Raw genomic sequence first — 14,079 nt, 5'->3', positions numbered from 1 at the left:
CGTTCCCACGCTCTGCGTGGGAACGATCATCGAGCGCAGGTGAGCTATTCACATTTGCTCTATCGCCAAGCACTTCTATATTGATGAGGTGCTTTGGCGTTCCTGACGCTCAGTGCCCAATCAATCGAGGAGGACATGGATGAAGTCGTCAGCCACCGACGAGCCGCGAGCACCAGGCCAAGCCCCAGTCAAAACCCGCCGTTTCAGCATTTCACTCGTCTGGATCGTGCCGATTGTGGCGGTGCTGGTGGGCATCTCGCTGGTGGTGCACAACGTGATGCAGGAAGGGCCGACGATCATCGTCAACTTCAAGACCGGCAGCGGCCTGACGGCCAACAAGACCGAGGTCAAATACCGCAACGTGGTCATCGGTCAGGTGACGGACGTCGAGTTGAGTAACGACCAGAAAAGTGTCGACGCCACCATTAAACTGTCAAAACAGGCGGAAACCTTCACGCGCGAAGACTCACAGTTCTGGGTGGTGCGCCCGCGCATTGGCGCCGGCGGCGTTTCGGGCATCGACACCCTGCTTTCCGGTGACTACATCGGCGCCGACGTCGGTCAGGCCGACAACCGCGCCAAACACTTCAAAGGCCTGGAAAATCCGCCGCCGATCACCTACGGCGAACCCGGCAAGCGCTTCATGCTGCATGCGCCGGACCTCGGTTCACTGGATATCGGTTCACCGGTTTATTACCGCAAGATTCCGGTCGGCCAGGTCGTCACCTACGCCCTCAACCCCGAAGGCAAAGGGGTGGATATCGAGGTGTTCATTCACGCGCCGAACGACGCGTTCGTCACTGAAAACACCCGTTTCTGGAATGCCAGCGGCATCGACATCAATGTCGGTGCCAACGGCTTTGCCGTGAAGACCGAATCGCTGTCGACCATGCTGGTGGGCGGGATTGCGTTCCGTGCTCCGGATTACAGTCCCAACGATGTGGCCGCCGCAGACGACAAAGATTTCGAACTGTTCGCCGACCAGCAGAGCGCCCTCGCCCCACCGAATGGCAAGGCGCAATACATGGTGCTGCGTTTCGAACAGTCACTGCGCGGGCTCAAGGTCGATGCGCCGGTCGAGTTCCTCGGTATGGAAATCGGCCGGGTCGTGGGCATCAACCTGGATTTCGATGCGAAAAAACGCACCTTCCCGCTTAACGTCGGTATCGTCATTTACCCGCAGCGTCTCGGTCAGGCCTACAAAAAGATGCTCACCGAATTCAAGCACGACCCCAACGACGAAGCCGCTGGCATCCGCTTGCTGGGCACCTTCGTCGATAATGGCCTGCGTGCCCAGGCGCGCAGTGGCAACCTGCTGACCGGCCAGTTGTACGTCGCGTTGGACTTCTTCCCGAAAGCGGAGAAAGTCGCGTTCGACCCGAGCGCTCGCCCGGTCGTTCTACCGACCGTGCCCGGCAGCCTCGAACAGTTGCAGGAAAAACTCGAAGCGGTGGTCGACAAGCTCAACAAGTTGCCAGTGGATCGCATCGCCAACAACCTCGACAGCAATCTGATCGAGCTGCGCAAAGGTCTGACTCAGTTCAACGCCAAGACCCTGCCGGGCGTGCAGAGCACGCTCGCCGACGTCAGCAAGACCTTGCAGTCCGCCAGTTCAACCCTGGCCGAAGATTCGCCACAACGCGAGAAACTCACGGAAACCCTCGACGAACTCGGGCGCATGTCGCGTTCGCTGCGTGAGCTGTCGGATTACCTCGGTCGTCATCCGGAATCGCTGATTCGTGGTCGCCCCGATAACGCAGCACCTATCGATCTGAAAGGACCGCCACGCAATTGAGCACAGGAGCTAACACAATGGCTTTACCGCTAAAGATCACCGTGTTCGCTGCGTTCATGCTGCTGAGCGCCTGTCGCAGCGACCCGATCAGCTTTCACACCCTGACGCCGGTGCAGATCGCCAACACACGGACCGGCGCGCAGATTCCGATTGAAGCGCTGAGCGTGCCGCCGCAGGTCGACCGTGCGCAAATCGTTATCCGCCAGGGCAACAGCGGCCTGGCGATTCTTGAAACTGATTGGTGGGGCGCGACACTGGCGGATGAGTTGCGCGGTGCGTTGGCCGATCAATTGAGCAATACCGGTGGGCAAGGCAACGTTTCGGTGCGCATCGAAGTGCAACGCTTCGACTCGATCCCCGGTCAGTACGGCCTGATCGACGCCAAATGGCGCTTGCGTGCTGTCGGCGCCACTGACAATGGCTCGCTGACCTGCCGTTCGACCCTGCAAACACCGTCCGGCCCGACCATCGATGATCTGGTGGGGGCCCAGCAGCACAACGTCAAACGGCTGGCCGAGCAGATCAGTCGGGCGGCAACCGGCAACGCGCGCACCTGCCCTTCCCCGTCCTGACGGACCTACAGATCGAAGCGATCCACCGCGCGCCGCCGCTCGTTGTCGTCCCGCACATCGTAATTGGCGGTGGTCTGGATATTGCTGTGGTGCGCCAGTTTCTGCGCAATCGACAAATCATGCTCCTCGATCACCCGCGTAATAAACGAACGGCGGAAATCGTGCGGCATGATCTTCACCCCGACCTGGGTGCCACGCTGGCGGGCGATGTAATAGATCGCGTGTTTGGTGATGCGCTCGCGAGTGATATGGCTGCCGCGACGGATGCGGTTGAACAGAAAGGCATCGTCACTCTCGCCCTCCTTCAGCTCTGAACGCCGCAGTTCCAGCCATGCATCGAGTTTGGCGAACGCCCAGGCCGGTGCGTACTTGATCAGTTGCTTATTGCCTTTGCCGGTGACGGTCAGGCTGCGCTCCGTGAAATCGACCTGATTCAAGTCCAGGTCCACCGACTCTGATTTACGCATGCCGGTGCCGTACAACAACGCAATCACCGCTGCGTCGCGCAGCCCTTGCGGACGCGGATCAGCGGCGCAGACTTCCATCAATTCGTGAATCAAGGTGCGCTTCAAGTTGCGCCCCTGAGATAACCGCGTGCCGGCGATGCCTTTGACCGAACGCATTTTCAGCAGATGATCCTGGCTGATCAGGCTCATGCGCCAGGCTTCATTCATCACACCGCGCACGGCATTCACGTACAGCGACGAGGTATTCGGCGCATAACCGTCGGAGCGCAATGCGGCGACCAGCGCCACGACGTCTTCCGGTTGCAGCCCGTGCCAGGGGATTTCCTCGATGTCCACGTCTTCAAAACCAAGACGGTCAGCGGCGTCCTGCAAGACATAACGCATGGTCAGTTGGCTGGACGGCGCCAGGCGGGCCAGATAAAGCGTCAGCGGATTAGTGTTGGACGGGGTGGATTCAGTACTCGACAAGTCAATCAAACGAAACGGCCTTGAATAGAAAACAGTTCAACAAAACAACTTAAAAGTGCAAAGAAACTTATATAAAGAGCGACTCTTCCGTAAAACTTTTCTACTAAAACAGCCGATAAACGGAAGAAGTCTGAACGGTGGCTGTATGGCTTACAGATAGACGAATCGCCGACCGTTTTTTCATGTTCCTTTCACAAAAACGCGCATAACCTTAGTTACAACAGGTTGCCCCGAAAGGCCTGCAACCCTGCCGACCGCGGACTGAAAAGTCAATCAGGTATTCCCCGGCCGGTATCTCAACCCTTTGAAATTCCGTGTTTTTCAGACAATCGGCTGAAGGATGGCTATCGCCTCGAGGTTCTTATGAGTCAAGCGTTTCTGCCGTTTTCCCGCCCGAGTATCGGCGATGAAGAAATAGCCGCCGTTGAACAAGTATTGCGGTCAGGGTGGATTACCACCGGCCCTAAAAACCAGGCACTGGAAGAACACTTCGCCAACTATGTCGGTTGCAAACACGCCGTGGCACTTTCCTCGGCCACCGGCGGCATGCACATCACTTTGCTGGCCTTGGGCATTGGCCCGGGTGACGAGGTCATTACCCCGTCGCAGACCTGGGTCTCGACCGCCAACATGATCTCCCTGCTCGGCGCCACACCGGTGTTCGTCGACGTTGATCGCGACACCCTGATGACCGATGCCGCGCGCATCGAAGCCGCCATCACCCCACGCACCAAAGCAATCATTCCTGTGCATTACGCCGGCGCCGCGTTTGATCTTGATCCGCTGTACGCGCTGGCCGACAAACACGGCATCGCCATTATCGAAGACGCCGCCCACGCTGCTGGCACCCGTTACAAGGGCCGGCACGTCGGTGTGCAAGGCACGGCGATTTTCTCCTTCCACGCGATCAAGAACATGACCTGCGCCGAAGGCGCGATGTTCGTCACCGACGACGAAGCGCTGGCCAGCCGCGTGCGCATGCTCAAGTTCCACGGTCTCGGTGTCGACGCCTACGATCGTCTGACCGGTGGCCGCAAGCCGCAGGCGCAAGTGATGGAACCGGGGTTCAAATACAACCTCGCCGACATCAATGCCGCGATTGCCCTGGTGCAACTGGAGCGTCTCGACGCAATCAATGCGCGCCGCACCGAACTGGCCGCCGCCTACCGGCAAAAACTCGAAGGCCTGCCGGTGCAAACGCTGGCCCTGCCCGCCTACGCACAAACCCACGCCTGGCACCTGTTCATCCTGCGCATCGACAGCGAGCGCTGCGGCATGGACCGCGAAGCCTTCATGAAAGGCTTGCAGGACCAAGGCATTGGCACCGGCATCCATTTCATCGCCACCCACTTGCACACCTGGTATCGCCAGCGTGACCCCGACCTTTACCTGCCCGACACCGAGTGGAACTCGGCGCGGCTGTGCTCGATTCCGTTGTTCCCCGACATGAGCGATCAGGACCTTGATCGCGTGGTCGGCGCCATCGCCACCCTTATGGACAAACGCCCGTGAAAACCTATCCGATCCGCTGTGTGTCGATCGTCATCCCGGTCTACAACGAACAGGACAGCCTGCCGGAACTGCTGCGCCGTACTGAAGCCGCCTGCAAGATGCTGCGTCACGACTTTGAAATTGTCCTCGTCGACGACGGCAGCCGTGACGAGTCCGCCAACCTTCTGGAAGAAGCCGCGACCCGTGAAGACAGCCCGTTCGTGGCGGTCATCCTCAACCGTAACTACGGCCAGCACGCAGCAATCATGGCCGGTTTCGAACAATGCAAAGGCGATGTGGTGATCACCCTCGACGCCGACCTGCAGAACCCGCCGGAAGAAATCCCCCGGCTGGTTGCCGAAGCGGAAAAGGGTTACGACGTGGTCGGCACCGTGCGCGGCAACCGACAGGACTCGGCCCTGCGTCGCTATCCATCGAAGCTGATCAACCTCGCCGTGCAACGCTCCACCGGCGTCGCCATGAGCGACTACGGCTGCATGCTCCGCGCTTACCGCCGGACGATCATCGACGCAATGCTCGCCTGCCGTGAACGCAGCACCTTCATCCCGATTCTGGCCAACAGCTTCGCCCGCCACACCACCGAAATCGTCGTCGCCCACGCCGAACGTGAGCACGGCGATTCGAAGTACAGCCCGATGCGCCTGATCAACCTGATGTTCGACCTGATCACCTGCATGACCACTACACCTTTGCGCCTGCTGAGCATCGTCGGTTTCACCATGGCCGGGCTTGGGTTGCTGTTTGCTTTCGCACTGATCGTTATGCGTCTGGCTTTCGGTTCCGGCTGGGCCGGTGACGGCATGTTCGTGCTGTTCGCGGTGCTGTTTGTGTTCACCGGTGGCCAGTTCATCGGCATGGGCCTGCTCGGCGAATACCTGGGGCGCATGTACAGCGACGTGCGCGCCCGCCCGCGTTTCTTCATCGAAAAAGTCTTGCGCAGCCACGCCGCCGAGCCAGCGCCTGCCGTCACGGTTGACGGTCTCTCTTCTACTTCTACTACCGGTCAGGTTCACTCATGAGTGCAAAAACTGTTGTCTTCGCTTACCACGATATTGGCTGCGCCGGCATTCAAGCCCTGCTCGACAGCGGCTATGACATTGCGGCGGTGTTCACTCACGCCGATGACCCGAAAGAGAACGCGTTTTACAGCTCGGTCGCACAACTGTGCGCCACCAAAGGCATCCCGGTGCATGCGCCGGAAGACGTCAACCACCCGCTGTGGATCGAGCGCATCGCCAAGCTCGATCCTGAATATATTTTCTCGTTCTACTATCGCAACCTGCTAAGCGAGCCGCTGCTGGCACTGGCGAAAAAAGGTGCGTTCAACCTGCACGGTTCGCTGCTGCCAAGCTACCGTGGCCGCGCCCCGGCCAACTGGGTACTGGTCAACGGCGAAAGCGAAACCGGCGTCACTTTGCACCGCATGGTCAAACGTGCCGATGCCGGCGCCATTGTTGCCCAACAGCGTATCGCCATTGAACGCAGCGACACCGCGTTGAGCCTGCACGGCAAATTGCGCATCGCCGCGACGGATCTGCTGCGCGACACCTTGCCGGCCATGCTGCAAGGCAAGATCAGCGAAACCCCACAAGACGAATCGAAAGCCACGGTGTTCGGTCGTCGCACCGCCGCGGACGGCAAACTGGTCTGGGCGAAACCGGCCGAGCAACTGTTCAATCTCGTGCGTGCCGTGACCCAACCTTACCCGGGCGCGTTCTGCGCTGTGGGCGAGCACAAACTGATCGTCTGGAGCGCTGAAGTTGCCAAGGGCAACGACGGCCAGGCACCGGGCCGAGTAATCAGCGTCAATCCGCTGCGCATTGCCTGCGGCGAAGATTCGCTGGTGATCCTCTCCGGTCAGCGCAACGACAACGGTCTGTTCCTCAGCGGCCCGCAACTGGCCAGTGAACTGGGTCTGGTCGACGGCTCGCTGTTGCGCGGTGCCGAGTCCGGCCGTGCGCCACGCCGTACTCGCGTGCTGATCCTCGGCGTCAACGGTTTTATCGGCAATCACTTGTCTGAGCGCCTGCTGCGTGATGACCGCTACGAAGTCTATGGTCTGGACATCGGTTCCGACGCGATCGACCGTCTGCGCAGCCATCCGCACTTCCACTACGTCGAAGGCGACATCAGCATTCACTCCGAGTGGATCGAGTACCACATCAAGAAGTGCGACGTGGTCCTGCCGCTGGTGGCCATCGCCACGCCGATCGAATACACCCGCAACCCGCTGCGTGTGTTCGAACTTGACTTCGAAGAAAACCTGAAACTGGTGCGCTACTGCGTCAAGTACAACAAGCGCGTGATCTTCCCGTCGACCTCGGAAGTCTATGGCATGTGCCAGGACAAACACTTCGATGAAGACACTTCCAACCTGGTGGTCGGCCCGATCAACAAGCAGCGCTGGATCTACTCCGTGTCCAAGCAACTGCTGGACCGGGTGATCTGGGCCTACGGCGCCAAGGGTCTGAATTTCACCCTGTTCCGCCCGTTCAACTGGATGGGCCCGCGTCTCGATCGCCTGGACTCGGCACGCATCGGCAGCTCCCGCGCCATCACCCAGTTGATCCTCAACCTGGTCGAAGGCACGCCGATTCGCCTGTTCGACGGTGGCGAGCAAAAACGCTGCTTCACCGACATCGCTGACGGCGTCGAGGCACTTGCACGGATCATCGATAACGACAACGACGTCTGCAACGGCCAGATCATCAACATCGGTAACCCGGACAACGAAGCCAGTATTCGTCAGTTGGGCGAAGAGCTGCTACGCCAGTTCGAAGCGCATCCGCTGCGCGACAACTTCCCGCCGTTCGCCGGTTTCCGCGACGTCGAGAGCAAGGCGTTCTACGGCGCCGGTTATCAGGATGTCGAGCATCGCAAACCGAGCATCGCCAACGCCAAGCGCCTGCTCGACTGGACGCCGACCGTGGAAATGCGCGAGACCATCGGCAATACGCTGGATTTCTTCCTGCGCGAAGCCATGCTCGAACAAGCGGACAAGCATTGATGCAGGCCGGTCTACGCATCGACGTCGACACCTTTCGCGGCACCCGTGAAGGGGTGCCGCGCTTGCTGGAAATGCTCGACGAGGCGCAGATCAAGGCAACGTTCTTCTTCAGTGTCGGCCCCGACAACATGGGCCGGCATCTGTGGCGCCTGATCCGCCCGCAGTTCCTCTGGAAAATGCTCCGCTCCAATGCCGCCGGCCTGTATGGCTGGGACATTCTACTGGCCGGCACCGCGTGGCCGGGCAAACCGATTGGCCGTGACCTCGGGCACCTGATGCGTCAGGCGCGCGATGCAGGTCATGAAGTCGGTCTGCATGCCTGGGATCACCACGGCTGGCAGGCCAACGCCGGGCGCTGGAGCAATGCGCAACTGATCGAGCAGATCCGTCAGGGCGTCGACACCTTGAGCGACATTCTCGGCGAGAAAATCCAGTGCTCGGCCGCCGCCGGTTGGCGTGCCGACGAGCGCGTAATCGAGGCCAAGCAAGCCTTCGGTTTTCGCTACAACAGCGATTGCCGTGGGCGGCGTCTGTTTCGTCCGCTGTTGGCCGATGGCACGCCGGGCACGCCGCAGATTCCGGTGGACCTGCCGACCTTCGATGAAGTCGTCGGCCCCATCGTCGCGGCGCGGGATTTCAACGGTTTCATCCTTGATCACTTCCGCCCGCAACAGCTCAACGTCTACACCATTCACGCCGAAGTAGAAGGGATTCTGATGGCTGAGGGTTTTCGTCAATTACTCGCCGATGCGCGTCAGCGCCAAATCGACTTCAAACCACTGGGCGACTTGCTGCCCGAGTTCTTCAACACCTTGCCCGTGGGGCGCGTGCAACGCGGCACCCTCGACGGCCGTGAAGGCTGGCTGGGAGTACAAGGCGCATGATTAAACGCTGGACGCTGCCACTGCTGTTGCTGGGTATTTGCTTATTGGCTTACCTGCTGCCGCTGGGCACGCACGGTTTGTGGATTCCTGATGAGACTCGATACGCACAGATCAGCCAGGACATGCTGCTCAGTGGCAACTGGGTGTCGCCGCACTTCATGAGCCTGCGTTATTTCGAGAAGCCGATTGCCGGCTACTGGATGATCGCGCTGGGTCAGGCGTTGTTCGGGCAGAACCTGTTCGGCGTGCGCTTTGCATCGGCACTGAGCACCGGCCTGAGCGTGCTGCTGTGCTATCTGGTCGCCCGGCGCTTGTGGAACGAACCGCGCAAAAGCTTCGTCTGCGCCCTGCTCTATATGAGTTTCACCATCGTCGCCGGTCAGGCCGGTTACGCCAACCTCGATCCGCAATTCACCTTCTGGGTCAACCTGAGTCTGGTGGCGCTGTGGTTTGCCGTCGACAGTCAAACCGGCGGCAAGCGCATGGCGGCCTGGGCGGTATTGGGGCTGGCGTGTGGCATGGGCTTCATGACCAAAGGCTTTCTTGCCTGGCTGCTGCCGGTGTTGATCGCCCTGCCGTGGATGCTCTGGCAAAAACGCTGGCGTGAACTGCTGATCTTCGGCCCGGTGGCGATTGCCGTGGCGATCCTCATCAGCCTGCCGTGGGTGCTCTCGGTGCATGCACAGGAGCCGGACTACTGGCGGTTCTTCTTCTGGCATGAGCACATCCGCCGCTTTGCCGGTGACGATGCGCAACACGATGCGCCGTGGTGGTTTTACTTGCCGCTGCTGATCGCATTCAGCCTACCGTGGGCCGGGTTATTACCGACCGCATTCAAACAGGCGTGGCAAACCCGCGCGCAGCCCAAAGTGGTTTTTCTGCTGCTGTGGCTGCTGCTGCCGTTGCTGTTCTTCAGCCTGAGCAACGGCAAATTGCCGACCTACATCCTGCCGTGCCTGCTGCCGATGGCGTTGCTGCTGGGCAATGCGCTGGCCGATCGTTTGCGTCTGGAACAAGGTCGGGCGCTGAGCATCAACGGTGTGCTGAATCTGTTGCTGGGCATCGTCACGTTGATCGCGCTGGTCTATCTGCAACTGACCAAACCGGTCTACGACCACGAACTGCACAGCCTGGTGCTGGTGTTCATTGCCCTGATCGGCTGGATCATCGCCAACCTGCTGCAAGCCTTTCTGCCGCTGCAATGCTGGGCGGCTCCGGCGCTGGGCAGCCTGTTGCTGATCGCGGTGTTGCCGGCGGCGCTGCCCAAATCGGTGGTCGCCAACAAGATGCCGGATCAGTTCATCAAGCATCACGTCACCGAACTGGCGCAAACCACCCACCTGCTGAGTAACGACCTCGGTGCCGCGTCCGCACTGGCCTGGCGCCTGAAAACCCCGCAAGTCGCGTTGTACAACACGATAGGCGAATTGAAATATGGCCTTGCCTATCCTGACGGCATTCAACAGCGGGTCGATCCCGATCACGTGCAACAGTGGATGCGCGAGGCACGCCGCAGCGGTGCGGTCGGCGTGGTGATGCGCGTCAAGGGGCAGGACGAACTGGACGAAATCGACAGATTGCCAAAGGACGGCGTCCGTTATGAGCAGGGCAACCTGGTGATCATGATCCTGCCCAAGGAGGCGTCATGAGCCTGTTGCTGCTGTTGGCTGCGTGCCTGCTCACCTGCCTCGGGCAGGTTGCGCAGAAGCACGCCGTGGAGAGCTGGCGCGGTGTCGAGTCGGGCTGGGCCGACAAACTGCGTACGCCGTGGTTGTGGCTGGCCCTGCTCGCCCTCGGCTCGGGTCTGTTGGTTTGGCTGCTGGTGTTGCAGCGTCTGGAAGTCGGCATCGCCTACCCGATGCTCAGCCTCAACTTTGTGCTGATCACCCTGATCGCGCGCTTCGTCTTCCGTGAACCCATCGACCGCCAGCATTGGCTTGGCGTGGCATTGGTGATCGGCGGCGTGGTTTTGCTGGGACAACAGTCATGAATCAACGTCGCGGCATCACCTTCGCGCTAGGCAGTGTGTTCCTCGTCAGCGCTGCGCAACTGGGCATGCGCTGGAGCATGACCCGCCTGCCCGTGCCGGAACAATGGCTGCACATCGACAGCCTCGATTGGCTGGCCCTGGCCGTGGTCATTGCGGCGATTTTTGCCTACGCCCTGTCGATGCTTTGCTGGCTCGCCGCCCTGCGCGATCTGCCGCTGGGCCGGGCTTACTCGCTGCTGAGCATCAGCTATGCGCTGGTGTACCTGCTGGCGGCCAGTCTGCCGCTGTTCAACGAATCCTTCAGTTTCACTAAATCACTGGGCGTGGCGCTGGTCATGCTCGGGGTCATCACCATCAACACTCGTCCGGCTCGTGCGCCCGAATTCAGGAGTGCTCCATGAAAATCACAGTATTTGGCAGCGGTTACGTCGGTCTGGTGCAAGCGGCTGTGTTGGCCGAAGTCGGCCATGATGTCGTGTGCATGGACGTCGACCAGAAGAAGGTCGACCTGTTGCGCCAGGGTCACGTGAGCATTTTCGAACCGGGGCTGGCCAGCCTGGTACGTGAAGGTCTGGATTCGAAACGCCTGCAATTCACCACCGATGAAAAACTCGCTGTGCAGCACGCTCGGGTAGCGTTTATTGCCGTGGGTACGCCGTCGCGAGAGGACGGTTCGGCAGATCTGCGTTACGTGCTATCGGTCGGCGATGCGATTGCCCGGCATCGTGAGCAGCCGTTGATCATCGTCGAGAAATCCACGGTGCCGGTAGGCACGGGCGACACCCTGCGCACGCACATCGAAAAAGCCTTGATCAAGGTCGGCCGCCTGCTGCAGTTCGATATCGTCTCCAACCCGGAATTCCTCAAGGAAGGCTCGGCAGTCGCTGACTGCCGCCGCCCGGACCGTATCGTCATCGGCTGCGAAGGTGATGAGGTGCGCGACGTAATGCGCGATCTGTACTCGCCATTCAACCGCAACCATGACCGCATCATGTTCATGGACCTGCGCAGCGCCGAGCTGACCAAGTACGCCGCCAACTGCATGCTGGCGACCAAGATCAGCTTCATCAACCAGATCGCCGAACTCGCCGAGCACCTGGGCGCCGACATCGAATCGGTACGCCAGGGCATCGGTGCCGACACGCGCATCGGTTACCACTTCATCTACCCCGGCTGCGGTTATGGCGGCTCGTGCTTCCCCAAAGACATGCGCGCATTGATTCACAGCGCCGAAGAAGCGCACTGCTTCAGCGACTTGCTGCAAGCGGTCGAGGCGATCAACCAGCGGCAGAAACACAAGCTGTTCGAGCGCATCAACGCGTTCTACAAGGGTGATCTGCGCGGCAAGACTTTCGCCCTGTGGGGGCTGGCGTTCAAACCCAACACCGATGACATGCGCGATGCGCCAAGCCGTGTCCTGCTGGAGGAGCTGTGGGCCGCCGGTGCCAGCGTGCGCGCCTTCGACCCGGAAGCCATGCAGGAAACCCAGAACCTTTACCCGGACGAGTCGAAGCTGATGTTGATGGGCACGCCGGAATCGGTACTGCCCGGCGCCGACGCACTGATCATCTGCACCGAATGGCAGCAGTTCAAAGCCCCGGATTTCGATTTGATCAAGCAGCGCCTCAACACCCCGGTGATTTTCGACGGCCGCAACCTGTACGACGCCGAGCGACTGGCGCGCAATGGTTTCCAGTACTTCCCGATGGGCCGTGGCGAATCGCGTAAGTTGCCGATCCCGCTGCAACAATGGCCACACGCGTCCGACGTCGCTTGATCAGCTTATCGCCTGAGATTCGCCGGCAGTCCCTGATCGCAGGGCTGCTGGCGTTTTTAGTGTTCATCGCCGGGGTCTACGGGCAGGCGCCGATCGGTTTCGATTCGCGGTTCGTGTTGTTCGCGCAAGAAATGCTGCGGCATGGGCCGACGGTGTTTCCGACCACCTATGATCAACCGTATGCGGATTATTCAGCGGTTTCGACGCTGTTCATCTGGCTGCTGTCGCTGCCGTTCGGCGCGGTGAATGCGTTTACGGCGTGGGCGCCAAGTGCCGGCGCCGGCGCGCTGATCGTGACGCTGATGTATCGACTGCTGGCACCGTACTCGCGCCGTTGGGCGTTGATCAGTATTGCGTTGCTGATGCTCACCAGCGGTTTCGTCACTGAAGTGCGCGCGGTGTCGCAGGACTTGATGCTCGCAGCGGTGGCCTTCACGGTGTTCTATCTGGGTTATGCCCATGAGCATTTTGCCGGCAAGCGTCACTGGCCGCTGATCTTCGCGTTGCTGCTGCTCGGCTTCGGCATTCGCGGACCGATTGGTCTGGTGGTGCCGACCGGCATGCTGTGCAGCTATTACCTGCTCAACCGTGAGTGGACGCGTCTGCTGGTGTTCGGCGTACTGGCTTCGCTGTTGCTCGCAGTCTGTGTCGGCCTGCTGTTGTGGCTGGCGAAACTCAGCGGTGGCCCGGTCTTCTTGCAGGACGTGATCCGCATGCAGTTCATGGGGCGCATGGACGGCAGCGAAGGCGTCAGCGGTTCGCTGTATTACTTCACCAGTTCGTTCGGCAACTATGCGCTGGCCTATCCGCTGGCATTACTGGTACTGGTGGCGGCCTGGCTGGGCAAACCGCAGCAACGTGGCCCGGCGCTGCGTCTGGTGCAGTACTGCGCGGCGGCGGGAATGATTGTGATGGTCGGGCTGTCGATTCCCCAGGCGAAGAAGGCGCGGTATTTGCTGCCGATGCTGCCCATGGCGGCGATCATTGCGGCGTATCCGTTTCAGGTCGCGCATGGGCGGGTGTTTCGTTGGTTGCGCGGGTTGATGCTGGGTGTTTGGCTGGTTACGCCGGGATTGTTGATGGTTGTGTTACTGGTCGCTCGACGGCGCTTTCCCGAGCAATTGAGTGAAGTGTCTTTGGTGTTGATCGTGCTGGGCCTGCTGCAACTCTTGGCGTTGTCGCGATTGTTGATCCCGCGTTGGCGTGTCGAGGTATTGGCGTTGTCTGCGGTGTTGGCGCTGTGGACGGTGTACGCGGCAGTGTTCGAGCCGGTGGAGCGGCGTTTGTACGACACCCAGGGATTCAGTCACGCGGTGTTTGCCCAGGTTCAACAAAAGCCGGCGCCGCTGGTGTTGCATGGCATGGGCAAGGATGCGAAGGCGATTAAGTTCATGGTCAATATCGAGCAGGATCTGCAACCGCAGTTCAGCGACTCGATCCAGCAACTGGAGGCGCTCAAAGGTCCGGCGTGGCTGATGATGGATCGCAGTGATTTTCTGGCCCTGCGGGGGACGCCGCTGGGTGAATTGCAACCGATACTCAGTGGCCGCTTCGACAAAAACGATTACGTCCTGCTTTACGCTAATCCCTTGTAGGCGCTGCCGAAG

General features: G+C 60.3%; 12 protein-coding genes. 11 read left to right on the top strand and 1 reads right to left on the bottom strand.

Annotation, left to right across the window (positions count from 1 at the left end; all coding sequences use genetic code 11):
• Nucleotides 1-139 precede the first annotated feature (139 nt).
• Nucleotides 140-1,795, top strand: coding sequence for an intermembrane transport protein PqiB (locus LOY43_RS13940; protein ID WP_258709864.1), 1,656 nt, complete (start codon nucleotides 140-142; stop codon nucleotides 1,793-1,795).
• A 17-nt stretch (nucleotides 1,796-1,812) separates the two neighbouring features.
• Nucleotides 1,813-2,367, top strand: a complete 555-nt coding sequence (locus LOY43_RS13935; RefSeq protein ID WP_258709863.1) for a membrane integrity-associated transporter subunit PqiC — start codon at nucleotides 1,813-1,815, stop codon at nucleotides 2,365-2,367.
• A gap of 5 nt (nucleotides 2,368-2,372) precedes the next feature.
• Here the strand turns inward: LOY43_RS13935 and xerC are convergent, their stop codons facing one another.
• Nucleotides 2,373-3,218 (bottom strand): tyrosine recombinase XerC, encoded by an 846-nt coding sequence (gene xerC, locus LOY43_RS13930; protein WP_256579900.1) that lies wholly within the window; start codon nucleotides 3,216-3,218, stop codon nucleotides 2,373-2,375.
• 447 nt (nucleotides 3,219-3,665) lie between these two features.
• Here xerC and arnB point away from each other — a divergent pair, with 447 nt between their 5' ends.
• The 9 genes from arnB to LOY43_RS13885 are packed head-to-tail and all read left to right on the top strand — an operon-like array spanning nucleotide 3,666 to nucleotide 14,067.
• The gene (gene arnB / locus LOY43_RS13925; protein ID WP_258709862.1) at nucleotides 3,666-4,814 is read left to right on the top strand and encodes a UDP-4-amino-4-deoxy-L-arabinose aminotransferase; all 1,149 of its coding nucleotides are present in this window, start codon (nucleotides 3,666-3,668) and stop codon (nucleotides 4,812-4,814) included.
• A complete protein-coding gene (gene arnC / locus LOY43_RS13920; RefSeq protein WP_220556160.1) occupies nucleotides 4,811-5,833 on the top strand; it encodes an undecaprenyl-phosphate 4-deoxy-4-formamido-L-arabinose transferase in 1,023 nt (340 codons plus the stop codon). The genes arnB and arnC overlap by 4 nt, the downstream gene beginning before the upstream one ends.
• Nucleotides 5,830-7,821 carry a bifunctional UDP-4-amino-4-deoxy-L-arabinose formyltransferase/UDP-glucuronic acid oxidase ArnA gene (gene arnA / locus LOY43_RS13915; RefSeq protein ID WP_258709861.1) on the top strand — a complete coding sequence of 664 codons (1,992 nt, stop codon included), beginning with the start codon at nucleotides 5,830-5,832 and terminating at the stop codon, nucleotides 7,819-7,821. The genes arnC and arnA overlap by 4 nt, the downstream gene beginning before the upstream one ends.
• A complete protein-coding gene (gene arnD / locus LOY43_RS13910; protein ID WP_258709860.1) occupies nucleotides 7,821-8,705 on the top strand; it encodes a 4-deoxy-4-formamido-L-arabinose-phosphoundecaprenol deformylase in 885 nt (294 codons plus the stop codon). Before arnA ends, arnD begins: the two co-directional genes overlap by 1 nt.
• On the top strand, nucleotides 8,702-10,354 hold the full coding sequence (gene arnT / locus LOY43_RS13905; RefSeq protein ID WP_258709859.1) for a lipid IV(A) 4-amino-4-deoxy-L-arabinosyltransferase: 1,653 nt from the start codon (nucleotides 8,702-8,704) through the stop codon (nucleotides 10,352-10,354). Before arnD ends, arnT begins: the two co-directional genes overlap by 4 nt.
• Nucleotides 10,351-10,695, top strand: a complete 345-nt coding sequence (gene arnE / locus LOY43_RS13900; RefSeq protein ID WP_095048910.1) for a 4-amino-4-deoxy-L-arabinose-phosphoundecaprenol flippase subunit ArnE — start codon at nucleotides 10,351-10,353, stop codon at nucleotides 10,693-10,695. The genes arnT and arnE overlap by 4 nt, the downstream gene beginning before the upstream one ends.
• Complete coding sequence (gene arnF / locus LOY43_RS13895; protein ID WP_258709858.1) at nucleotides 10,692-11,096, top strand: 4-amino-4-deoxy-L-arabinose-phosphoundecaprenol flippase subunit ArnF; 405 nt, start codon at nucleotides 10,692-10,694, stop codon at nucleotides 11,094-11,096. The genes arnE and arnF overlap by 4 nt, the downstream gene beginning before the upstream one ends.
• Nucleotides 11,093-12,472, top strand: coding sequence for a UDP-glucose/GDP-mannose dehydrogenase family protein (locus tag LOY43_RS13890; protein ID WP_258709857.1), 1,380 nt, complete (start codon nucleotides 11,093-11,095; stop codon nucleotides 12,470-12,472). The genes arnF and LOY43_RS13890 overlap by 4 nt, the downstream gene beginning before the upstream one ends.
• On the top strand, nucleotides 12,445-14,067 hold the full coding sequence (locus LOY43_RS13885) for a glycosyltransferase family 39 protein (RefSeq protein WP_258709856.1): 1,623 nt from the start codon (nucleotides 12,445-12,447) through the stop codon (nucleotides 14,065-14,067). The genes LOY43_RS13890 and LOY43_RS13885 overlap by 28 nt, the downstream gene beginning before the upstream one ends.
• Nucleotides 14,068-14,079: the final 12 nt, after the last annotated feature.

Origin of the sequence: Pseudomonas sp. B21-041 (assembly GCF_024748675.1) — a bacterium.
Taxonomy (GTDB): domain Bacteria; phylum Pseudomonadota; class Gammaproteobacteria; order Pseudomonadales; family Pseudomonadaceae; genus Aquipseudomonas; species Aquipseudomonas neuropathica.
This window is presented reverse-complemented; position numbering and strand designations above follow the sequence as displayed.